General features: G+C 42.8%; 20 protein-coding genes. 9 read left to right on the top strand and 11 right to left on the bottom strand.

Translation table 11 applies throughout. The annotated features are described in order from the left end of the window. Nucleotides 1-471: 471 nt before the first annotated feature. The 3 genes from DP114_RS10675 to DP114_RS10685 all read right to left on the bottom strand — a co-directional run bounded on the left by DP114_RS10675 (nt 472) and on the right by DP114_RS10685 (nt 3,959). Entirely contained in the window at nt 472-1,533 is a 1,062-nt protein-coding gene (locus DP114_RS10675; protein WP_171976065.1) for a glycosyltransferase family 4 protein, read from the bottom strand. A gap of 162 nt (nt 1,534-1,695) precedes the next feature. Further along, nucleotides 1,696-2,916 (bottom strand): chromate efflux transporter, encoded by a 1,221-nt coding sequence (gene chrA, locus DP114_RS10680; RefSeq protein WP_171976066.1) that lies wholly within the window; start codon nt 2,914-2,916, stop codon nt 1,696-1,698. A 95-nt stretch (nt 2,917-3,011) separates the two neighbouring features. Further along, a complete protein-coding gene (locus DP114_RS10685; RefSeq protein ID WP_171976067.1) occupies nt 3,012-3,959 on the bottom strand; it encodes a zinc-binding dehydrogenase in 948 nt (315 codons plus the stop codon). A 474-nt stretch (nt 3,960-4,433) separates the two neighbouring features. Between DP114_RS10685 and DP114_RS10690 the strand changes: the two genes are divergently transcribed. The 4 genes from DP114_RS10690 to DP114_RS10705 all read left to right on the top strand — a co-directional run bounded on the left by DP114_RS10690 (nt 4,434) and on the right by DP114_RS10705 (nt 7,063). Next, nucleotides 4,434-5,270, top strand: a complete 837-nt coding sequence (locus tag DP114_RS10690) for a dienelactone hydrolase family protein (protein WP_171976068.1) — start codon at nt 4,434-4,436, stop codon at nt 5,268-5,270. 172 nt (nt 5,271-5,442) lie between these two features. Continuing rightward, entirely contained in the window at nt 5,443-5,664 is a 222-nt protein-coding gene (locus tag DP114_RS34855) for a hypothetical protein (RefSeq protein WP_246163105.1), read from the top strand. 224 nt (nt 5,665-5,888) lie between these two features. Further along, entirely contained in the window at nt 5,889-6,260 is a 372-nt protein-coding gene (locus DP114_RS10700) for an HNH endonuclease (protein WP_246163106.1), read from the top strand. A 2-nt stretch (nt 6,261-6,262) separates the two neighbouring features. Next, the gene (locus tag DP114_RS10705; RefSeq protein WP_169268491.1) at nt 6,263-7,063 is read left to right on the top strand and encodes a class I SAM-dependent methyltransferase; all 801 of its coding nucleotides are present in this window, start codon (nt 6,263-6,265) and stop codon (nt 7,061-7,063) included. Between the two features lie 279 nt (nt 7,064-7,342). Here the strand turns inward: DP114_RS10705 and DP114_RS10710 are convergent, their stop codons facing one another. Beyond that, nucleotides 7,343-7,567: a hypothetical protein gene (locus tag DP114_RS10710; protein WP_171976069.1), complete on the bottom strand. Its 225-nt coding sequence runs from the start codon at nt 7,565-7,567 to the stop codon at nt 7,343-7,345. Nucleotides 7,568-7,576: 9 nt separating this feature from the next. On the opposite strand from DP114_RS10710, the gene DP114_RS10715 reads away from it, so the two are divergent. Next, nucleotides 7,577-7,966 carry a type II toxin-antitoxin system RelE/ParE family toxin gene (locus tag DP114_RS10715; RefSeq protein ID WP_169268493.1) on the top strand — a complete coding sequence of 130 codons (390 nt, stop codon included), beginning with the start codon at nt 7,577-7,579 and terminating at the stop codon, nt 7,964-7,966. Next, the gene (locus DP114_RS10720) at nt 7,959-8,288 is read left to right on the top strand and encodes a helix-turn-helix domain-containing protein (protein WP_171976070.1); all 330 of its coding nucleotides are present in this window, start codon (nt 7,959-7,961) and stop codon (nt 8,286-8,288) included. Before DP114_RS10715 ends, DP114_RS10720 begins: the two co-directional genes overlap by 8 nt. Before the next feature lie 417 nt (nt 8,289-8,705). Here the strand turns inward: DP114_RS10720 and DP114_RS10725 are convergent, their stop codons facing one another. The 5 genes from DP114_RS10725 to DP114_RS10745 form a co-directional block, all read right to left on the bottom strand. Beyond that, nucleotides 8,706-8,879, bottom strand: a complete 174-nt coding sequence (locus tag DP114_RS10725; protein WP_169268495.1) for a hypothetical protein — start codon at nt 8,877-8,879, stop codon at nt 8,706-8,708. Beyond that, nucleotides 8,866-9,834 (bottom strand): protochlorophyllide reductase, encoded by a 969-nt coding sequence (locus DP114_RS10730; protein ID WP_171976071.1) that lies wholly within the window; start codon nt 9,832-9,834, stop codon nt 8,866-8,868. Before DP114_RS10730 ends, DP114_RS10725 begins: the two co-directional genes overlap by 14 nt. A gap of 215 nt (nt 9,835-10,049) precedes the next feature. Further along, the gene (locus DP114_RS10735) at nt 10,050-11,291 is read right to left on the bottom strand and encodes an FAD-dependent oxidoreductase (protein ID WP_171976072.1); all 1,242 of its coding nucleotides are present in this window, start codon (nt 11,289-11,291) and stop codon (nt 10,050-10,052) included. Between the two features lie 196 nt (nt 11,292-11,487). After that, nucleotides 11,488-12,501, bottom strand: coding sequence for a cytochrome d ubiquinol oxidase subunit II (gene cydB / locus DP114_RS10740; RefSeq protein WP_169268497.1), 1,014 nt, complete (start codon nt 12,499-12,501; stop codon nt 11,488-11,490). Nucleotides 12,502-12,903: 402 nt separating this feature from the next. Next, entirely contained in the window at nt 12,904-14,349 is a 1,446-nt protein-coding gene (locus DP114_RS10745) for a cytochrome ubiquinol oxidase subunit I (protein ID WP_171976073.1), read from the bottom strand. 371 nt (nt 14,350-14,720) lie between these two features. Between DP114_RS10745 and DP114_RS10750 the strand changes: the two genes are divergently transcribed. The 3 genes from DP114_RS10750 (at nt 14,721) to DP114_RS10760 (ending at nt 16,304) form a co-directional block, all read left to right on the top strand. Then, nucleotides 14,721-15,497 carry a carbonic anhydrase gene (locus tag DP114_RS10750; protein ID WP_169264923.1) on the top strand — a complete coding sequence of 259 codons (777 nt, stop codon included), beginning with the start codon at nt 14,721-14,723 and terminating at the stop codon, nt 15,495-15,497. Nucleotides 15,498-15,637: 140 nt separating this feature from the next. After that, nucleotides 15,638-16,015 (top strand): hypothetical protein, encoded by a 378-nt coding sequence (locus DP114_RS10755; RefSeq protein ID WP_171976074.1) that lies wholly within the window; start codon nt 15,638-15,640, stop codon nt 16,013-16,015. Nucleotides 16,016-16,115: 100 nt separating this feature from the next. Then, nucleotides 16,116-16,304, top strand: a complete 189-nt coding sequence (locus tag DP114_RS10760; protein WP_169264925.1) for a hypothetical protein — start codon at nt 16,116-16,118, stop codon at nt 16,302-16,304. Nucleotides 16,305-16,493: 189 nt separating this feature from the next. On the opposite strand, the gene DP114_RS10765 is transcribed toward DP114_RS10760, so the two are convergent. Both DP114_RS10765 and DP114_RS10770 read right to left on the bottom strand, forming a co-directional pair. Continuing rightward, nucleotides 16,494-17,669 carry a WD40 domain-containing protein gene (locus tag DP114_RS10765; RefSeq protein ID WP_169264926.1) on the bottom strand — a complete coding sequence of 392 codons (1,176 nt, stop codon included), beginning with the start codon at nt 17,667-17,669 and terminating at the stop codon, nt 16,494-16,496. Nucleotides 17,670-17,731: 62 nt separating this feature from the next. Next, nucleotides 17,732-22,048: an nSTAND1 domain-containing NTPase gene (locus tag DP114_RS10770; RefSeq protein WP_171976075.1), complete on the bottom strand. Its 4,317-nt coding sequence runs from the start codon at nt 22,046-22,048 to the stop codon at nt 17,732-17,734. Nucleotides 22,049-22,106 lie beyond the last annotated feature (58 nt).

A 22,106-nucleotide genomic window follows, 5' to 3' on the forward strand; every position in this document is an offset into this window, starting at 1 on the left:
AGCTGTTATTAAAAGCAAAATCTGCTACAATCCTTATCCAGAAGGTTTTTTCTGGCCGTGATATCATGTTCTGATCAACACTTATAAAAAACGAAGAACCTCACCCCGCCCTATGCCTAACGGCACGCTACGCTATCGGGCACCCCTCTCCTTATCAAGGAGAAGGCCAGGGGGCCAAGTCGTTTTTTTGTAAATAATTAGGCGAACTTGATATGAATACTTTTTCCCAATCTCAAAAGCTCAATACTAACAAAAGTTTTTCACTTCACAGTTATTGTTAAAGAAGCGATATGATGCACACTTTGGACAAAGCAAGGGCGATACCCGCTCGTCGCGTCTCTTGCTTTGTGCGATTCGCCCGTATCGCCCTAATTCATATTTCTATAGTGCAACGCCCAAGATTTAACCCGGAAAAACTTTGCGTTTAAAAAAATCTACACGAACACTCCAAGTTCCACTCAAAAATTAATCTTAACCTTCAAGCTGTTTAAGCTCTTTTGTGATGTAATTTACGTAGTGGTCACTATTATGCCGAGTTAGAGCTAATTGATAACCACGTTCAGCTAAAGCATCAGCTTCTTGAGGGTTATTCAACAAATAGATAATAGCTTGTTTTAAGCCTTCAACATCTTCTGGCTTAACCATGATTACTGCATTAGTTTCTACTATATATTGATCGAGTCCAAGAGTGTGAGTGACTATCACAGGACGCCTACACGCCATTGCTTCCATCAATGCCTGTATTCCTGCAGCATAACTATTTTCAAAGATGCTAACCACAATAATATCTGCATCCCGATATAGCTGGACTAACTCCGGCCATTCATAAAATCGGCGTGACATATTTCGTGGTAATTCTTCAGGAAAAGCTCGTTTTAATAAAAGTGCATCGTTGGAGAAACCGCTGATTTTCACATCAATATCTAGATTTGCTGTTGCTGCTGCCAGAGTTCTGTAATCACGTTGTTCTAAACCAACACTAGCGATCATTGGACGCGACTTCTTCGCGGAAGCAGGCTTAGGTGCAAAAAATTTGAGATCGGTTTGATCCCAAACAAAATGAACACGAGATGCGGGTAGGTTTAGATAATCGCGTAAAAAAGTAACTTGGCGCTTGCTACAGGCTAAAAACAAATCGATCTTACTGGCCAAGTTAAATAACTTTAGTGCTAAGCGTCCACGAGGTCGATCAATATTGTGAAAAAACACTGCAATTTTGGGGCGGTTGCGCTTAAATCCACAAAGTGTTGCAACCTGAATACCTCCAGCCTCACTGTTGCAGAATACTATGTCATCCGATTCCAGTCGAGATGATAAAGCACGTGCCATTGCCCAAGACTCTGGCGAACCTGCTATTTTGGAAACAAGTTTGTCCACAAAAGAACCTTGATATCCGAATGGTGTATGAATGCTGGCATTGAGTCTTTGCTTTAAGATCCACATTACATGCCTAGGACATTTATTATTCTCGGCTTCGGTAGCAATTTTATCAAGGTCAATAGGTCGATGCAGTACGATATGATATTTAGTCATAAATATTACAAAAAATATTGCCTTTCATTATCAAAAATTAAGCCAGAATATTCAATAAGGTTTTTTACCAGGTTACCAGTAGCGCTTAGCTTCAGTTGATCAATAACATTACGTATCATAGAAACGGCTTGCACCGTTTGTCTATGATATTTTTGGGGGTAATCAGATCGCACCGTTCAAAAATCGTGCCACAAATCCCACGAATCCACCCCCAAGGACTAACCAAGCTGAGTTGATTTTGAAGCGAAAAACAGCAATTAAACTCAGGAGTGTCAACAGCACAGTCAACCAATCTATAATTGCAGCGCGTCCCAAGGTATACGTAACTACTGCCATCAGTCCCAAAGAAGCTGCATTTACCCCATCTAAAAAACTACTCACCCAAGAAGATTGACGTAGCTTAGGAACCCAAGGGTTAACGATCCATACCAAAACAAAGGCAGGCAGAAAGATACCAATTGTTCCGGCGATCGCTCCTGCATGACCTGCCAATAGGTAACCTATAAAAGTAGCTGTGGTAAATACTGGACCTGGTGTAAACTGACCAATAGCGATCGCGTCTAAAAGCTGTTGAGAAGTGAGCCAATGGTTCTGTTCTACGAGTTCCCTTTGTAAGAACGCTAACAGTACATAGCCACTACCGTACAACACAGAGCCGATTTTTAAAAAGAACAAAAACACCTGAAGCCAACTCACAGAAGTAGCGACAGTTGCACCTCCGGTCTGTCCCATAACTAGAGAAATAGGTAGTAACCAAGCTGCTGATGTTCTATTTTTACTCTGCCACAGATTTTTGAAAAACATTACCCCTAGCCCAGCCAGCAGTAGCAACAGCAGTTCATCCACCTTGAGGAAAAAGGCGATAATTACGGCTATTGCAGCAATAGTTGTTGGAATATCCTTAATAGCTTTTTTACCCAACAGCCACACTGCTTGTACGACGATCGCAATAATTACGGGTTTAATACCATAAAGTAACCATTCAACTTGAGGAATGGTTTGGTAGCGAGCATAAATGGCTGCCAGAGTCCAAACAATAATCATGGCAGGTAAAATGAAGCATGAACCAGCAACGAGCAGTCCAAGCCATCCAGCTCTCTCATAGCCAATATGAATTGCCAACTCAGTAGAATTGGGACCAGGTATCAGGTTGGTTATACCTAGCAAATCTAAAAGCTTCTCGCGGCTCAACCATTGGCGACGAGTCACCACTTCTGAATCCATCATTGCGATGTGGGCTGCGGGACCTCCAAAGGCGATCGCGCCCAATTTCAAAAAAACAAGTGCTAGTTCTTGAAGTCGTTGTTTTTGTTGTTGTGGATTTAATTCAGCATAAGGGATTGACTGTCCAGCCAACTGAGTATCTTCAGCATTTTGAGACATTGGTTCCAACCTTCCTTCTGATGAAATGGATCGTTCGTATCTCCCCCGTTGCTAAATATAGCTAGATTCGGCTCTAAATTATACTCCAGGATTTTTCAATTCGTGACGTGCAGTACTGCCTTACCAGGAAAGCCCCTATCGAGTAGTTTTTGTGCCACCTCAGCTATTTGTGTCCAATCAGCTTCTAAATCGATGTGAGGACGCAATTGTCCTGATTGTACTAAATTTGCCAGCCGTTTCAACCCAACTGCTGCCGATTCTCGTTGTAGTTCATGAAACAATATAAAACCGTATAAACTCGCACCACCTGTACCATAGAAGCGTTGAGCGTTGAATGTTACTTCATTTCCCCCTGAGGTGCCAAACAGAATAATCGCCCCATCTGGTGCCAACAAACCGAGGGCTGTTCCCAGGACATTCCCGCCTACTGACTCTAAAATCAAATGATATGGACCGTACTCACTGGCTGCTGAAACGTCTTCACCAATGACAACAGAATGCGCCCCAGCGTCTTTGACAAAAGCTTCGTATTCTGGACGGCGAATGTGTGCGACAACCTGCGCCCCACTCAACCGTGCTAACTGGATGGCAAAGTTACCAACGCCACCGGATGCACCTGTAATTAAAACTGGACGACCAAGAAGCGAACCACCTTTGAGTAAAGCATGGTAAGCCGTTAAACCTGCCACAGGTAATGTAGCAGCTTGGGCAAAGGATACTGAAGGTGGTAATTCTGCTAGAGAGTGGGTGGGTACAGACACCAATTCTCCCCAAGCACCAGAACGAAGAAAACCAACTACCCGCGTTCCTTGAGCTGGTCCGGAACCATCAGCGGCAGGAGTTTCAACTGTTCCCGCTAAGTCCCAACCAGGACGCCAAAGCGCTTCAGCAGTAGTGGAACGTCTGATTTCACCTCGGTTGAGAGAAATTGCTGCTACCCTAATCACCGCCTCATTAGCAGCAGGTGTCGGTGCATCAACCTCACGCAGTGCCAAACGTCCTGATACATTGGGATCGACAACGACGGCACGTATTTTACTCATGTTGAAAGTCTCCTGAATGAGTTTGAAAGTTATGACTTGATCTACTTTCTTGAGAAAGAATAGTAATAATTTCGCTCAGTAAATTTGTCCGGACTTAAAATACAACAGTTTGGATCTGCATAGAAAGCTTTACTTAGTATTCAGCTTCTAACTCACAAACCAATTTCAGTGATTGAGTACTATTACAAACTTCACTAAATCGATAGATTAATTGTATTTTCTAATTTAGAACAATATCACAGCAAACCTTAACAAGCAAGCTATCTGCTTCAACAAGAACCCCGACTTCTCGCGAGAAATCCGGGTTCTGAAGATTGTTGGCAACTCAATTTACGATTATTCATGATATGAATTTAATAGTTAGATTACCTAACTATTCTATGAACCCGATAGCTACTTGATGAGACACCATTTCCAGCAAAAGCGATACCATAAAGGCTTATTGCTCTGCTGGTCGCATAACTCAAGAGAATAATGAAACAGATAACGCGCCGTAAATTTATTGCAACAGCTACTATAGCAACAGGTTTTGCCTTAGCAGTACAACCGGTTTCTGCCAAAGTCATCACCACCGATAGCAAAGGATTAGTCACGGGTGCGGTGAAAATACCTGTTCAAGATGGCGAAATTCCGGCTTACAGGGCGATGCCTGCAAAAGGTGGAAATTTCCCGATTGTCCTAGTTATTCAGGAAATCTTTGGTGTACACGAACACATTCAGGATGTATGCCGTCGTTTTGCTAAGTTAGGGTATGTGGCGATCGCACCCGAATTATTTGTGCGTCAAGGTGATGTCTCGAAGTTAAGCAGCATCGAAGAAATTCGACCAATAGTAGCTAAAGTGCCAGATGCTCAAGTGTTATCCGATCTCGATGCCACAGTAGACTGGACTGTGAAATCATCAAAGGGCAATAGCAATAAGTTGGGGATTACAGGCTTCTGCTGGGGTGGTCGTATTACCTGGTTGTATGCGGCACACAATCCTCAAGTTAAGGCAGGTGTCGCTTGGTACGGGCGACTAGTAGGCGATGTCACTGAACTAACACCTAAGAATCCTGTCGATATTGCCTCTGGGCTGAAAGTCCCTGTTCTCGGACTCTATGGTGGCAAGGATACAGGCATTCCTCTTGATACTGTCGAACAGATGCGCGATCGCCTGAAGTCAGGCAGCAGCAAATCGGAAATCATTGTCTACCCAGATGCACCCCATGCCTTTTTTGCCGATTATCGCCCCTCCTACCGGGAGAAAGAAGCGAAAGAAGGCTGGCAACGACTTCAGGATTGGTTTAAGCAGCATGGAACGAGTGGGTGAGGATGGAACTTACGGGAACCTTACTGGCTGTACGTGGTATTTAACTGTGCGAGAATTTGGAATAATAGCTTTATTTCTGTCGCGCTGTACTAGTAATGTGGAAGATAATGTGGAAGAAAGTACCACCAGAGATAGCACAAGAGTGTGAAATTCTATTACTACTCAAATTATCTTGAACTTACCAGATGAAGTCTACAAAAAAGCCGAACATTTTGCCCAACTCACTAACCGTGCTGTGGGTGATATTTTGACGCAAGCAATAGCACTTTCTCTGTCTCCAGTCAGTCCCCAGTCTACATCGATTGACAGCAAAGAAACTCCCTCTATTGTTTCTTTATCTGATGAAGAAGTTATCGCCGTCACCGAATTACAGATCGAGCCAGAACAAGACTAAAGGTTAAGCGAATTGCTATACAATCAACAAGCTGGGACACTTGCCGATACTGAGCATTCTGAACTTTGGATTTAATGCAAGTTTATCAACAAAAACTATTACTTAAAGCTCAAGCTTTACGTGAAGCAGTCCAGCGAGGTTTACGAGAACCTTTAGATGCGTGAGTTCAAGCTGGATGTCAGAAACACTCAGAGAAAAAATTCGCACTCAAGCAGGTAATCAATGTGGTTACTGTCGTAGTTTACAAAAGTATGTATGCTCTTGGACTTTTAGAAATTGAACACATTATTCCCAAAGCTAAAGGAGGTACAGAGGATGAAGATAATTTATGGTTAGCTTGTCGCCTGTGTAACGGTTATAAAGGAATTCAAACTGATACAGTAGATCCCGTAACTGGTAGAAGAGTAAAGTTATTTAATCCCAGGAAACAAGAGTGGTCAAGACATTTTGAATGGGGTGAAGATGGGACTCAAATTATTGGACGTACTGCTTGTGGTCGAGTTACAGTTATCGCCCTACAACTAAACAACATTGTATCAGTTACAGTTAGACAACAATGGGTATTAGCGGGTTGGCATCCTCCAAAAGAAATTTAATTATGAATAAGTCCAACTACTACGACAATATTGCACCGATCTATGACCAAACGCGCTGGTTAACACAAACAGTAGCAGAGGCAGTCGCTGACTTTATTGTTGAACTTGTTGGTGCGACACTAGAGACATCTTTTCTAGAACCAGGCATTGGCACAGGATTGAATGTTCTTCCTCTGGTCAGACGTGGCTATGCTGTAACGGGAATTGATGTCTCTGAAGAAATGCTTAATCAGTTGCGTCAGAAATTAAATGGAACTCCTCCCAATTTGAAGCTGATCCACGCTGATGCTTCACAGTTACCTTTTCCAGATAACAGTTTTGATGTTGTATTAACTGTTCACATGGTTCATACTGTCTCTGAGTGGACAGCATTTTTAGATGACATTGATCGAGTACTGAAGCCTGGAGGTTTTTATCTCAATTGTCAATGGATTACCCCACCAGCCAGAAGAGAATTTGAAGGCTATTTCCGAGAGATACTGTCCAAATATGAAGGTTCAAAGCCAGAATCAAAGCGTGTTGATGCGCCAATACAAGATATAAATGTAGAAGGATATTTACATCAAAAAGGTTACGTATCAAATTACTTGGTAGCTAAGGAATGGATCGTTAGCAATACGGTTGAGGAGTTACTAAGTTTTTTCCAATCCCGTGCATATGGTTTCTGTTGGCAGGTATCAGATGAAATCTTTGATAAAAAAATGAAAGACTTTCAAGAGTTTTGTATCAGGCATTATGGTTCTTTGGAAAGAATTATTTCATCAAAAGCTAAGTTTGAAATATGGGCTTATAGAGCAGTATAACACTATAAATTACGTAAAAAATCAGCAATGATTGAGTCAGAATTCAGAATTGATAAGGAGTGTATTATGATTGGTATATTCATTTAGGACTCCTCCGGCGCAATTAATAACGCTAATGCCACTTTTGATACTTAACACCTTCAGTCGCGGACTGATCGGATCAAAGGCGATGCACGGTGCCATCCAGCCGATGCCAGAAATTGCTGGAGTTGGATCCGCTACGGTGGGATTTATGCAAATGCTGAGCGGTGCCTTAGCCAGTGCGCTTATCGCCTTCCTCTATGACGGACGAACAGCGATGCTCCAGCAGGGAGCGCTAGCATTGCTGATCGCCATGTCCAGTGTGATGGCAGTGTTTGCGATACGCGTTCGCGCAGCGTGTCCGAAGGACTCAGCGTCAAGCCTCCGGCTTATCGCCTCCCTCGCCGCATATGCTGGACTCGCACGCCCCGCCGCAGCAAAGTCGTGAACGCTATCATTGACAAAATATGCCAAAACTAGCATACTGTCAATATGAGTTTTTCACTAAAAGCAGTTGAGTGGGTTGGAAGCTCGCTTGATGATTTGAAAGAGTTCCCAGAAGAAGTTCAGCAGGTGATGGGTTACGCTCTTTATTTAGCTCAGTGTGGCGAGAAGCATAATTCTGCAAAACCGCTTAAAGGATTTAAAGGTGCTGGAGTATTGGAAGTTGTAGAAGACTTTGATGGCGATACTTACAGAGCCGTTTACACAGTGAAATTGGAAGGCGTGGTTTATGTTTTACACGCGTTTGAGAAAAAATCAAAGCATGGTATAGCTACGCCAAAGCAAGATATCGAACTAATCGAAGCAAGATTCAAACGAGCAAAACAGCATCACGCCCAGAACTATAGCGCCAAGCAAAAGGAAGAGAAAAATGACTGAGGAAATCAACGTCAAAGCAAGTAGTGGTAATGTTTTTGCAGATTTAGGTCTAGCTAATCCTGATGAGCTACTTGTTAAAGCAGAACTTGCACGTCAAATTAGCGAAATCATCACCAAACAGAATATGACTCAAATTGAAGCTGCGGAACTTTTAGGAGTGGATCAACCTAAGATTTCTGCCCTAATGAGGGGAAAACTATCAGGTTTTTCAACAGAACGACTTTTCCGATTTTTGAATGCTTTAGGTTGTGATGTGCAGATTGTGGTGAAGGCGAAACCAGAATCTCGAAAACACGCTCAGATAAAAGTTTATACTCTGTAGTAGGATAAGTTAACTTACCTAAAGCTGTTTTAGGAAAAAAAACATGGCAGTTGAATTTGAATTTTTCGGGAGCATCCCAAATGTGTAAAATTATTTGATTTTGTAGTGCGGAGAGCAGCGCCTTGCGGAGAGCAGCGCCTTGCGGGGGTTCCCCAACGCCAGACGCCTCTGTCGGGAAAGCCGTCATTCGCGCTGGCTCCCGTTGTGGCGACTGCGGGGCATCTTGCCCGCTTCAGTTAGAAACTAGGGAGCAAGATGCTCCCACTACCGTTTTTTGCAAAATTGGGATCCTCCCAATTTTTGTAGGTGGCACAGAGGTAATTTCTGGCATAACGTTGCTCTTTATACTTGTATGCTCATTGTAATAATTTTTATAACATGTGTGTTACGAGTATCTTTGATTTCATGAATCACTTATTACGCAATTACCCAAGCAGCATGTATATAGCGCTTCTCATTTGAATCAAGTACAGATTTATCTGCCCATCCGCTGATTAATTTTCCAAGGGTGAAGGCGATCGCCCCAAGGGCAGACTTCTGGCGGCGTATCGCCACAAACAAAAAAGCACTATCTTCCTTACGCCAATCCAACCAACTTGGCGCTTAAATCCCAAAGTTTTTGAGCTTTTTTATCGTCTAGCGCCTCATTAGACATCTCTTGCTCAAAAGACTTGCGATTGGGCTTTTGTCGATTCCCCCAACTCCAATAGGAACCAGATTTGTTGTATTCAGGATCAGCTACGACTTGGGCGACGCGATCGCCCGCCAATTCCTCAGACACAAACCCCCCTGTGATGTTCTTCTGGAAAAGTGGGAATAGTTTCTGGAACAGGGGAAAGTGGTTGCGGAACAAGCCTGTTGTTGCTACACATCCGGGATACAGAGAACTGAATATGATATCCGTTGACTCATGATAGCGCCGATGCAGCTCGCGCATGGTCAACACATTGCAGAGTTTGCTATCCTTGTATGCCTTACCGGATTTAAACTTCTTGTTGTTAATCATTGAGATAGGCGCTTTGAAACCTGCTTCAAAGCCTTGGAGATCGCCCAAGTCTGGAGGCGCTGGAATCGGAATCTTACCTCCCAACTCCTTAGGATTAGCTGTCACAGTGCCCAAAATGACGAGTCGAGGCTCTTTCGCACCTGAGTTTTTCAGATCCTCTAGCATAAGGTTACACAAAAGGAAATGTCCGAGGTGATTCGTAGCAACGCTCAATTCATATCCGTCTGGGCTGTACAAAGGTTCTTTTAATAAAGGCAGATAAACTGCAGCATTGCACACCAAAGCATCCAAGGATCTACCGCTTTCCCTAAAGCTGTTCACAAACTGGCGAACACTGTCTAAGCTAGCTAGATCCAGATGTATGATTGTATAGCTGTCAGGCGACATTCCTAAGCTTTGAGCCGCGTTTTCTGTTTTCGGGATATTTCGACAAGCCATAATCACATACCATCCCTTTTGGGAAAGCGATCTCGCCGCTTGCAAACCGACTCCTGATGATGCACCTGTGATCACAACCGTTGGCTTTTGATGTTGTTCCATTTCGCTCACACTTGGTTGACTCTGTTGACTGTTTCTTAGGATCTCACGCCTTGGTTGTAAGATGTCAATTAATTTAGTCACTGGGTTTGGGACACTATTAGTGAGCGTAGCCAAATGTGTAGCGGACCGTCATGGTAACGCTGATGCCAAACCATAACACAATTGTACTGACCAAGTTCAAAAAGCCACTTTTTTTTAGACTATACACTAAAGTATCAAGCACTTCTGGCATAAGAAAGCGCAATACGTGGTTTGATAATCGCTGGCACAATCTTCTCACTCGTCATTCTCGCACCTGATAGATTGCGCGCTGTTGGTCCTACTTGCAAAGCAGCTAACCCACCCATCAGAAATAATTCGCAACCTTGCCAACCCAGATGAGTATCCAAAACGGGCAAGCCATTAACTATCGGAATTGGGTAAGTTTGTAAGATTTCAGTCAGTAGTGGTTCAGCAGTTACATCGAAGCGGGTTCCTGTTGATAACCAAATGCTATCGCACTCATATTCGCTACCATCACCACACTTCACTATCCAAGTCTTACCCAACCACTCAGCTTTCAGCACTTGGCAATTTTCATCAATTCTCAAGTTCCCGCTACGCATTTCTCGGCGTAGTTGAAACACCATCGCAGGCGTCATAGAACCACCATTACGCGCTTGCTGAATCATAGAAAAGCGCTTTTCAAAATCCAACTCTTCAAAAAACCCTTTGAGATACTTTGGTCCCAACCAACCCGGTTCAGCGTCAAAAAGTTTTTCTTGCAAGTGTCGTCGTATCATCAGATGAACTTTTGCACCACGAGAAATCGCACCGACTGCTAAATGTCCACTTGTCAACCCACCACCTACAATCAATACTCTTTCACCTGTCAATCGCAATTTACCTAAATCCACTGTTTGTGAATGAAAAAGTTTATCCTGGGGATATCCTGACGGAATCTCTTTTAGCCAATCTGGTATTTGAAGTTTTCCGTTACCAGTTGCCAGCACCACCCGCCGCGCAGTCAAGGTATGTCCGTCTTGCAACCATAAGCGAAATTGTGGATGAATCGGGTGAGGCAAAGGTTCAATACGAGTTACTGCACTGGTATAAACTTGATTTTCTAATTGGAAGCGGCGAATGACATCAAAGCAAAAATCTTCAAATAATTTAGTTCCTGGCAAATCGTAGGGAGCAAACAACTCATGAGAACGCGATTCCGCAAATTTCCGCAAAGCAAACGGATTAGGATCAGGATGATGAACTGCAGGGGAACGCAAGTGAGGAATTTCAAAACCTGCAAATTGATGTTGCCATCGCCTTATCCAGCTGCCACTGGGGTCAAGTACCATAAATCTACCCCGCATAGTCTGCCGTTTTTGCAGCAGATGGGTGATTAAAGTAAGAGCGTGAGGTCCAGCACCAATAATTGCTAGATCAATTTTACTGGGAAGGGATGGTGGAGGAGTTTCCATGCAAGCTTAACTATTATGATAATCATTTTCATAATAGCTTTGAGATTAAACTTCTTGCAAAAGTCTGGTTCATAGATATTTAGAACCACAGATGAGGACACTGCTGTAAGCAGGTAACGCCTGACAATCCAGCAAGTGTCCGTTAAATTATCCGTGTTTATCTGGAGCAGACTCTCACAAGTCAGTCTCCAATACTTTAACCCTCGTAATGACCGCCAGTCACTTTGCCCCGGAAAACAATGTACTGGTAAAGGTTATAGAACAGCATGATGGGGATGAGGAAGCCAATGAAGATAATCATAATAACAAGCGAACTGGGGTCAGCAGATGCTTCATAGATGGTAATCTTCACTGGAATGATATAGGGGAAAACAATCAACCCCAGTCCCAGAAATGTGAGAACGAAAAGAAGAATTGTCCAGAGAAAAGGTGCTCTTTCTTCTTTACGGTTTAAGCTTTGGAGAAGTTGCCAAATGAGCAGAACTCCTAATATTGGAATAACGGCAAAGATGTAAACGAGTGGCTGCTGAAACAACCGCATCCTTACACTTTCATAAAATATTGGTGTTGAAATTGTGATGAAAATGGCACCAATTAATGTAGTCCAAGCTGCAATTTTAGCAGTTCTGTAGTGATTTGTTTGCAACTCCTCTGTCGTTTTCCAAACCAGATAAGTTGAGCCAATAAGGACATATGCTTGAATTAAAGTCAGAGCTACCAGTACAGACTGCCAACTCAGCCAATCCCAAGATGTCCCAATAAAGTGACCAGCCTCATCAACAGCAATCCCTTTTAGCACAGCACCAAGGGAGAAACCTTGACCAAGTGCTGCAACAAAACTCCCTGCACCAAAGGCAAAATCCCAAAAGAGTTTTCGGTTTGATAGCTCCCGAAACTCAAACGCTACAGCCCGAAAGATAAACCCAAATATCATAACAAAAATTGGGATGTAAAGCGCATTGAGAATTGTGCCATAAGCAAGCGGGAATGCTCCAAAAAGACCTCCTCCCATAAGAACCAGCCAAGTTTCATTCGCATCCCAAATGTTGCTCAAACTTGTCATTAAAATGCCACGACGTTCTTGATCTTTTGAAGTTAGAGATAAGATACCTACCCCTAAGTCAAATCCATCTAGCGTCACATACAGCAACAAGAATAAGGCTAAAACCACAAACCATACCTGGGGCAGAAAATACTCTAGCGTCTCCATACAACCTCCTTTGGATGTAGTGTATTGTTGAGAGCATAAATGTGTTAATTTTCAAATTCTTCAAAAATCCAAAGAATTGATGATTTAAATTTTGAACTTTGAATTTTGCGGAAAGTTGCCAGGAGGAGCCAGTACTGCAGGAGGGTCTCCCGACCTAGGTATCTGGTGAGACAGCGCTGCAGGAGGTGAGACCAGTGCTGCGGGAGGGTCTCCCTCCGCAGGCATCTGGCGAACCCGAAGGGGTCTCCCGACAGAGGCGACTGCGTAAGCGCAAAGCGCACGCCAAGGGCGTTCGCGTAAGCGTGTCCCTTTGGGACTTACGCGTAGCGTCTCCGCAGGAGATACCCGAAGGGCGTTGGTTTCCCTCCGTAGCAAACTTTCCAAGACGAATTTTGAATTTTTTTACTGTTCTGCTTCAACAGGACGATCATCTGGCACAAACTCTGCTGGAGTGGTGTCCACAGCGGGTTCATCGGGTTCTAGACCTGGCAGAGGAAGTTCTAAATTTGGACCTCTGCGAATAATGCGGCTACCAAAGTACAAAACCGCAACAAACAAAATGCTGTAGACAACAGTAAAGCCAGTGAGTGAGGCTAAGACATTGCTAGCAGGTATATTGGATGCCCCATCAACCGTGCGAATCTGCCCGTAAACAATCCACGGCTGTCGTCCCACACAACGCACAATCCAGCCGGAGTCTACGGCTATGTATCCTAAAGGAGCCGCAAAAACCCACGCACGCATCAGCCAACGCTGTTGAGTAATATTCTCAGCAGAGAGTTTACCACGTAACCACTGCAAGACACTCAATAGCATTAATCCGGCGAAGAAAAACCCAATCCCAATCATGATGCGGAAAGCGTAGTAAATTAGACCAATCATGTGAGGACGGTCTTCTGGTTTCCACTCACTCAATCCGCGTACTGGGTATGTGAGTTTTTGCTTAAATTCCAGAATATATCCAAGGGCATTGGGAACGGTAATTTCCCAGTCATTTTTCTGTGCTTTGTCGTTGGGTATAGCGAGCAAACTCCAATCTGCAGATTGTCCAGCAGGTGTCGTTTCCCACTGCGCTTCCATTGCAGCAAGTTTTGAAGGTTGGTAGTGATAGACTTGTTCACCACTCAAATGCCCGATGTAAATCTGCAATGGTGCAACGGCGATCGCCGCAGCCAATGCTATCTTCAAAGACTTGGAAAAGAAAGCTTCGTGACGACGATTGAGAATATACCAAGCGCTAATTCCACCAATGACAAACAAAGAAGTCTCCAATGTGGCAAAGAACATATGGAGGACACTGTTTTTCATGAACGGGTTGGCGATCGCCGCAAAATAATCATGAACAATAAACTTACCATTAACAAGTTCCCCACCAGCTGGGGTTTGCATCCAAGAGTTTGCAGTTAAAATCCACAGAGTTGATAAGTTTGCGCCAACTGCAACCAGGATGGTAGAAACGTAGTGAATGATAGGATTGACGCGTTCCCAACCAAACAGCATAATACCCAAGAAAGCAGCTTCTAGCATAAATGCCCAAGAAGCTTCAAACCCAATCACACTGCCAAAAAAGTTACCAGCTGCTTCGGAAAAGCGTGACCAATTGGTGCCAAATTGAAACTCCATTGGGATGCCCGTTGCGACACCAATCCCAAAATTCAGGACGTAAAACTTAGACCAAAAACGGGCATGGTAGTAGTAGTCAGGATTACGAGTTTTCAGCCACACCCCCTCAACAATAACCAGATAAATTCCCATACCTGTGGTTAGGACAGGCCAGAGCATATGGAATAATGCAGTTAGGGCAAACTGCATACGTGATAGCACAACTGAATCCGACAAAAATTCCACAAGCTACCCCCTATAATCAGCCAAAATCTATAGATAGATTCCAATGTAATGGTATTGCAACAATCCTTTACAGTGCGTTTTTTGAGAAAATTTTAATGTTTGACAAGGTGTCATTGATTTGTGCATCAGCGCGATATTTTCTTTGAAGGCTGGCAATCTGTAGCAAAGCAGCAGCGCTAGCTCGCCTCTGGAAGTCGGCGTATCGCTAATTAGAGGGACAGTGAAGTTGATTCAGTAGTTGCAGTTAAATAAAGTAAGATTTGAATTAACGGTTGTGTTTGGTGAACAGTCCGAGCAGTCAAAACGGTTGTGTTGCACTCATTCACGCTTATTAGTTAAAAAATGCTGTTTAGAACTTTAGGTTAACAATAATGGATAGACGAACCTTACTTAAACTCTTTGGATTTGGGGCGTTGGAAATTTCGTTCGGTGCCAGTTTCCCATCGTTGGCGTCTGCGGCTGTTGGAAAGGAAGTTAACTGGGGCTATATCGGAGAAAGCGGTTCCCAGAATTGGGGCAACCTGTCTCCCGAATTTCAACTGTGCAAAACGGGAATCCAGCAATCGCCAATTGATTTGCAGGGAGCGGTCGCAGCGGGACTGTCACCGATTGAAATTGATTATAAGCAAACTCCTCTACGAATCGTCAATAACGGTCATACCATCCAAGTGAACTATGAACCAGGAAGCTCAATTAAGCTGGACGATCAGACCTATAATCTGGTGCAATTTCACTTCCATGACCCCAGTGAACACACCATTGATAAAAAACCATTTGACATGGAACTGCATCTAGTGCATCGCAATGAGGCTGGTGCATTAGCTGTGATTGGAGTGTTATTGAAGCAGGGACAACACAATGCTGCCTTGCAACCGATCTGGGACGCATTCCCAAATCGCAACGAACCGGAGCAACTAGTGAAGACAGTGAAGGTAAATGCAGAGCAATTTTTACCAAAAGACCGAAAGGTTTACCGCTACTTTGGCTCTCTGACGACGCCACCCTGCTCCCAAGGAGTGAACTGGATTGTGATGCAGCAGCCTATTGAAATCTCACAAAATCAAGTCCAACGATTTGCTGACTTAATATCCATTGATGCCAGACCTGTGCAACCCCTAAACAATCGCTTTGTGTTGCGTTCAAGTTGAAAGCCCTAGAAACGATCGGCAATTTTTAAAAGGCTGGTGATAACAAAAGAGTGCAGCGTTGGAGGCGATCGCTTCCGTCTACTAGGTTTGCGGTGCTTTACTAGACTAGGATAAAAAACAACATTGATTGTGAAAACTGTATGGAAAACCGGATCCTTTGTGAAGATTTCAGAGTATATGTAGGTGAGGGGAGTGTGATCAATCATCCCGTACCGGGCTACCAAGAGCGCATTTTACCAACGGTCAATCGCTATCAACGCAATGATGGAGGTTATATTGCAATTTACTCCCGCAATCCTAGTCAGGGCGTTTACAGCGTTGGAGACGGCATTTATGTCATTGGACAAATTCGTTTACGAGGAAAATACATTGGCAGAATTTTTCACCCTGCTGGCTATGAGGAACAAGATATCACTGCTGTAGAGGAGTTTAAGCGACTGGCAGACGAAAATTTCTCCGTTTGTGAGGGAGAGTGTTGGGCGGGAGGTGATACGGGAGGGTGGTTTGGTATTTCTTAGGTAGTGATGCTGCTGGATAAAAAGCTCATTTCTTTGTCCCGATGCGTCACCTCAATACTTGTGTTATGCGTGAAGATAGTAACATATAAAACATTGAAGTATGCCATTCCAGAAAAATAATAAACTTGGTGCAAAATCTTTTAATGAGGAACCTTTTGACAAGTCACCAGTGTCATTCTGTGTGCGTAAAGGTGTCAAGGAAAAGCTGAAAGCCATCCCTGACTGGCAAGAACGGCTAAGAAAACTTGTTGATGAATTAATAGATGATGTGGGAGATAGCTGCCAATGAATGACTAGTCTTGTCGAGGTTATTGGCGGCTTAGGACTAGCTCGTGATCATACAAGTGCGTGTCAAATCAAATCCTATTGATTGTTGACAATTGCGATCTTGTAAAATCAGGAGTTTCAGAGGGCGATCGCTTTTAGTGCAACTTACTTGTTAGGATTTGCGGCGGTTGGTGCTAAATCTGATAGATTCTTACAAAGATCGGGATGACTGCTTTTCTTGCTTGTTAGACACATTTAACAAGTGGATAGTTCTATCTACAGCTTGAGTTGCTATGAGTGTGCCATTTCGGTTAAATGTGAGACTGTTAACTTTGGGTAGAAGTTGTGCAAGTTCTTGCAATTGATCTGGCTGTTGTTCTTGCAAAGTCCAAAGACGAAGAGTACCATCAGCACTCGCAGTAGCAAAAACTTTACCATCTGAGCGAAAATTGAGACTGTTGATATTACCATTATGTGCTTTGATTTCCCTCATATTCTTAGTGTTCAAGTCCCATAAGCGTATAGTACCGTCATTGAATCCTGTAGCAGCAAGCTTGTTACTATCTCGGCTAAAGTGAGTCTCGAAGTTCTGACCTGGCAACTTTTGCAACTCGTTTTTTTGCCAATTCCACAAAGAACTTTCACTAGCCACGGTGGTTGTAGATGAACCGTAGACAATTACGGCTTGCTCAAGATTGGGACTCAGGACTACTCCATCAACCTCTGCTTCCAGTTTTTTGGTTTGACCTAACTTTCGCGACAAGGAGTCAAATACACTCACAGTTTTACCATCTGGAGTTGTAGTAAAGAACAATAACTGACCATTGCGTTGGAAACCTGCTTTGATGATTTTGTTTTGAGGTATCTGAAATTGCCGAGATTGGTTGTTAGATAAATTCCATAAATGGGTAATACCGTTTTGGGCAACGCTCACAAGTTGACTGCCATCTTGGTTAAAACTGAGGCTTGTAATCGCACATTCTTCGCATCGATTTCTTTGTAATACTTTTTGAGGAACGAGATAACCCACGGGTCCCTCTTGATTGTCTAAAGCTTCCAAAGCGATTCCATGTCCAGCAAAGTAAAAGAGGACGCGATCGTCTTTAGTTACCGTCACTTTTTTGTTGTCCAGAAATATCTGTCCTTTTTTAAAATTTTCAATTAATTCCCTAAGCTTTTTGAGGGTAACGCGTTGATTTAATAGCAACTGGACTTGATACTTATTTTGCGCTTGATATTGCTGTTTGAGATGTGTATGTTGATCTTGGATAATTTGAGCTAGTTTGAAAGCATCTGGAGCTGCCGTTTCTAGCTTTGGGATGCCATTTTCATAATTATTAATACCGAGAATGATAGCGAAACTACGGTTAAAATCATGTTTTGACATAAATGTACTTTAATACAGTTCCGTGACTATCAAGATTTTCATGCGATCGCTTTTACTGCAACTTACTTGTCGGGATTTGCGGCGGTTGATGGTACATCGTCACACAGATGGCGATCGCTTTCATCAACGTTGGGGTGATTCTTCAGATAGTCGCCTACCCATTCGCACCCTCGCACCAATAATTCATCCAGGTCTTCAATTTGCCACAGTGCTGCCCGCCACAATCCTGGAGAATCATTGGTTCCATAAGTAAATCCCACAGTTACCAATTGTTTGCTATCTGGGCTAAACGCCATGCTTTCAACCCAATCAAACCCCTTAAATTCTGCTAGCTGCTGACCGGATAAATCCCATATACGAGCAGTACCATCGTTACCAGCAGTAGCAAGAAGACTTCCATCTGGGCTGAAAATAACTTGATTGACTTTTCCTAGATGACCTTTAAACTCTGCTAATTTCTCGCCTGAGAGATTCCACAAACGGACTCCATTAGTTGAGCCATCTAAACCAGCAGTCGCGATTAGATTTCCTTTAGGACTGAAAACCACACTGAAAGTCTGAGTTGTATTAGCCTCAATTGGATTTGGCAAAATTTCTTTACGTTGTTTCCAATTCCATAGGCGAACCGTTCCACCCACAGTAGAACTAGCAAGTAGATTACCACTGGGGTCAAAAGCAGTAGCTTGCACCCAATTGGGAACTATGTTCCCTTCTTCCGGGGCAGGACCTTCAGGAAATGTCACTAATTGCTCTCCATTACGACTGCGAACAGTAATAGTGTTATCGCCACCAATAGCTAGCAAATTACCATCTTTACTTAAACTGAGTCCTTGGAAAAAAAGACCGTAGTTTTGTTGAGTGAACGTACCCTGACTGTATCCGATGTCATTTCCTTTAAATGTATCTAACTGTTGCTGATTCTCTAAATCCAGCAAATGAATAGTGCCCTTGTATTCACTAACAGCTAGTAAATGGTTATCAGCACTAAAATGAAGTTCTGATATATCAGTAAACTGTTGTGGAAATTGTGATACTTGTTGTCGCTTTCTCAAGTTCCATAGAATAATTCTTTGACTATCGCTAACTGCTAGTAGCTGACCATCTGAACTAACGCTGATCTCGCTAACATCATCTAGGCTAAGTTCTGCTAACTGTTTTCCTTCTAGGTTTTGCCAGATTCTGAGAGTAGCATCAATACCGATAGTAGCCAACTGCTTTCCATCAGGACTAAAACTGATATCTTTAATTCCATTTTGGTTAGCGTTGAATTTAGCTAACTGATTACCCTTTAAATCCCATAAATAAACAGTATCGTCTTGATATCCAGCAGCAGCGAGAAATTTGCTATCTGGACTAAAACTTATGCTGACAGGAATATTTGAGTTGAAGAAGGGAAAATCTTTGATCTCAACTATTTTCTTTTTGGAATCGACGTTCCATATGCTGATAGTATCACCAGCAGTACCAGTTGCTATGAGCTTACCATCGGGGCTAAACGTGTCATAACCTATTCCTTCGTCAGGGAATTCAGCTAACTGAGTTCCACTTTCTAAATCTCTCAATTTATTATCACTGAATATCATCAACCTCCCATTTGAGCCGAGCATCACCTGGTTAATGATTCCAGGTTGCTTTAAGTCCTTTCCTACTTGTTGTCCGTTCAAATTCCACCATTTAACTACTTCATCAGTACTAACAGTAATAAGCTGCTGACTATCAGGGCTAAAGCTGAAACTCCAAACCTGCCCTCCTACATTAAATGGTTTAAATCCAGACAATTGTTTACCGGTTCGATCCCATAAACTAACTGTACCATCAACTTGAGCTATAGCTAACAGCTGACCATTGGGACTAAAAACTACTTTATCTGAATCATTCGGAATGTTGAGACGATTTCGTTCTTTGACTCCATACATCGTCTTTTGTAGTGTTCGTCTCACTTGAGCGCATAGTTCAGCATCTTTCCAAAATGAATACTTAAGTTGTAACTTCTTGAGTTCTTTTCCCGCCTTGACAGCTTCAACTAGTGCTTCCAACTTTTGATTTGCAGCCAAAAGAGCTTCAGCGGCTCTATAGAGTATTCTTATAATCTGTTTTTTATCCTTAATATCTTCTTCGTCTCTTTTGACAATACTGCTTTTGACAAATTCCATCTCTAGTTGATTAAGCCAGTTCTCCTGTGAATTCTTAATCACCTCTTGTAGCAAATCGAGACGAGGATTAGTATTCCACAGATAACTTTCAGGTCGTTCCTCATTGTGCCAATCATTAGCCGCAGGCGTTAGCCGCTGTTGCAAAATTAAATTTTCTTCCTCATCTTTTTTCCACTTCAGCATCTTATCCCAACCCTGCACCAAAGCATCATGGGCTGGTTCTACATAAGGTTCACCTTGAGAATTAGAACCTTCAACGATTAAGCGAGTTTCAGACAAACGTTGGATGACCGTATTTACTCGCTCAGTTTCATCCTTATCAGGATACACCAGTTCCGACTTGGGAACCTGTCGCCGTGCTAACTCCCTACCCTGCAATGAAATCATCCGCAGCATGATCCAACGCACTGTATTTTGATAAGCAACATCTTCTGCAACTAAGCGATCATATTCTTGATTAGCACGCTTAGTCAAAGAACCAACGACTCTTCCCAATTCTTTGTAATCTTCCTTTGTTAAGGCACGATTATCTCTTCGTTGTTCCAAATACTTCAAGTACAATTCACTAAGGGTGAAAGAAAGCAAAGGTAAAGCACCTGGCATTTGTACGACTTCATTGATAAGTTCATCTACCAAGCTGGGAGGATCAAAGTACACCACTTTTTCTGATGCGGGTTTCTCAATTGCTTCTCGTAACTCATCCTGAGTCATGGGTGGTACAACAAACCGAGCATCATTCCAAAAGTCTTTGAGAACAGAATTTTGAAACTGCGCTTCAAAGTCGAGTCGCAGGGTAACAACTACATCGATATGTTTTGAAAATTTGGCAATTGCATTTTTAATTAATTTCTGAAACTGTTCTCGTTCTTGGTCATTATTACACAGAGTTATCAACTCTTCAAACTGGTCAATTGGCAGTAATAATTGAGTTTTGGGGTCAGCCTTACACCTGTTTTCAACAATAGTTGCTAAAGCGTATTCATCTTTTGCCAGTTCCTCAGCAGTGATTGCAGTTGCAATTGGTGAACACACTTGTGCTAGTGCTTGCAAGGGATTTTCCCCTGGTCGCATCGGTTGTAAAATCTGAAACTGATACTCCTGACAATGACGCAAGCGCGGTAAAAAACCAGCTTTCATTAAACTAGATTTTCCTGTTCCAGAAGCACCCAATACCACTGTCAAAGCGTGCTGTTCAGAAACCACATGCTGATAAAGCTGTTTGATCAGATTTTCTCTTCCAAAAAATAAGCTACTATCTTTTTCGTCGTAAGATTGCAATCCTCGGTAGGGATTATTTTCTACGTTAAGTGGTGGTGCATCAGCCAATTTATCTCGCTCAAAATTAGGCAACAAAAAGATGAATTCGCCTTTATCATGTTTTTTGAGCGGACAAAAACCAGGGGTTTGTCGCTTGTAGTGTTTTTCTGTAAGAATTTCAACCTGATCCCGCAAATATGAGTAAAGCTCAGTTGCGGTGATGATACCATCTTTATTAAAGTCGGGACCTTCATCAGGTCCCCCACGTAAAGCATCAAAAAGAGCTTTGGCAAAGGGAGAGTGAATCTCATCCCCGTCGATAACTGTCCCGCGCTGTCCCAAAGAATCCAAAGCTTTTTGATCGTCAGCCGCTGAAGTAATGACTTGCCAAGCTGCATCACTAATAAAGCGATCGTAGCGTTCTTTATAAACTGTGACTTTGGGCACAATGTTTCGCTTGAGGCTTCCCCAACGAAAAGCTCCAGCAAAGCAGCAATCTAGAATTGCTAACATATGCCGACACGGAAGTGCGTTCAAAGCATCATGTAAATCTTGCATCGGCAAGTAGGTGCTTTTATCATCAGTGGCATCTTGAGGGATGAGGTAACCTACTGGTCCATCTTCATTATCCATAGCATTGTCAGCTATTCCATGTCCAGCAAAGTAAAAGAGGACGCGATCGTCTTTAGTTACCGTGACTTTTTTGTTGTCCAGAAATATCTGTCCTTTTTTAAAATTTTCAATTAATTCCCTAAGCTTTTTGAGGGTAACGCGTTGATTCAACAGCAACTGGACTTCATACTGATTTTGCGCTTGATATTGCTGTTTGAGATGTGTATGTTGATCTTGGATAATTTGAGCTAGTTTTAAAGCATCTGGAGCTGCTGTTTCCAGCTTTGGGATGTCATTTTCATAATTATTAATACCGAGAATAATAGCGAAACTACGGTTGAAATTATTTTTTGACATAAGTATACCTTTTAAGCCTATGAATGCAAAGGTGAGAAAGGCAAAAGTAAAACAATAG

Origin of the sequence: Brasilonema sennae CENA114 (assembly GCF_006968745.1) — a bacterium.
Classification (GTDB): Bacteria; Cyanobacteriota; Cyanobacteriia; order Cyanobacteriales; family Nostocaceae; genus Brasilonema; species Brasilonema sennae.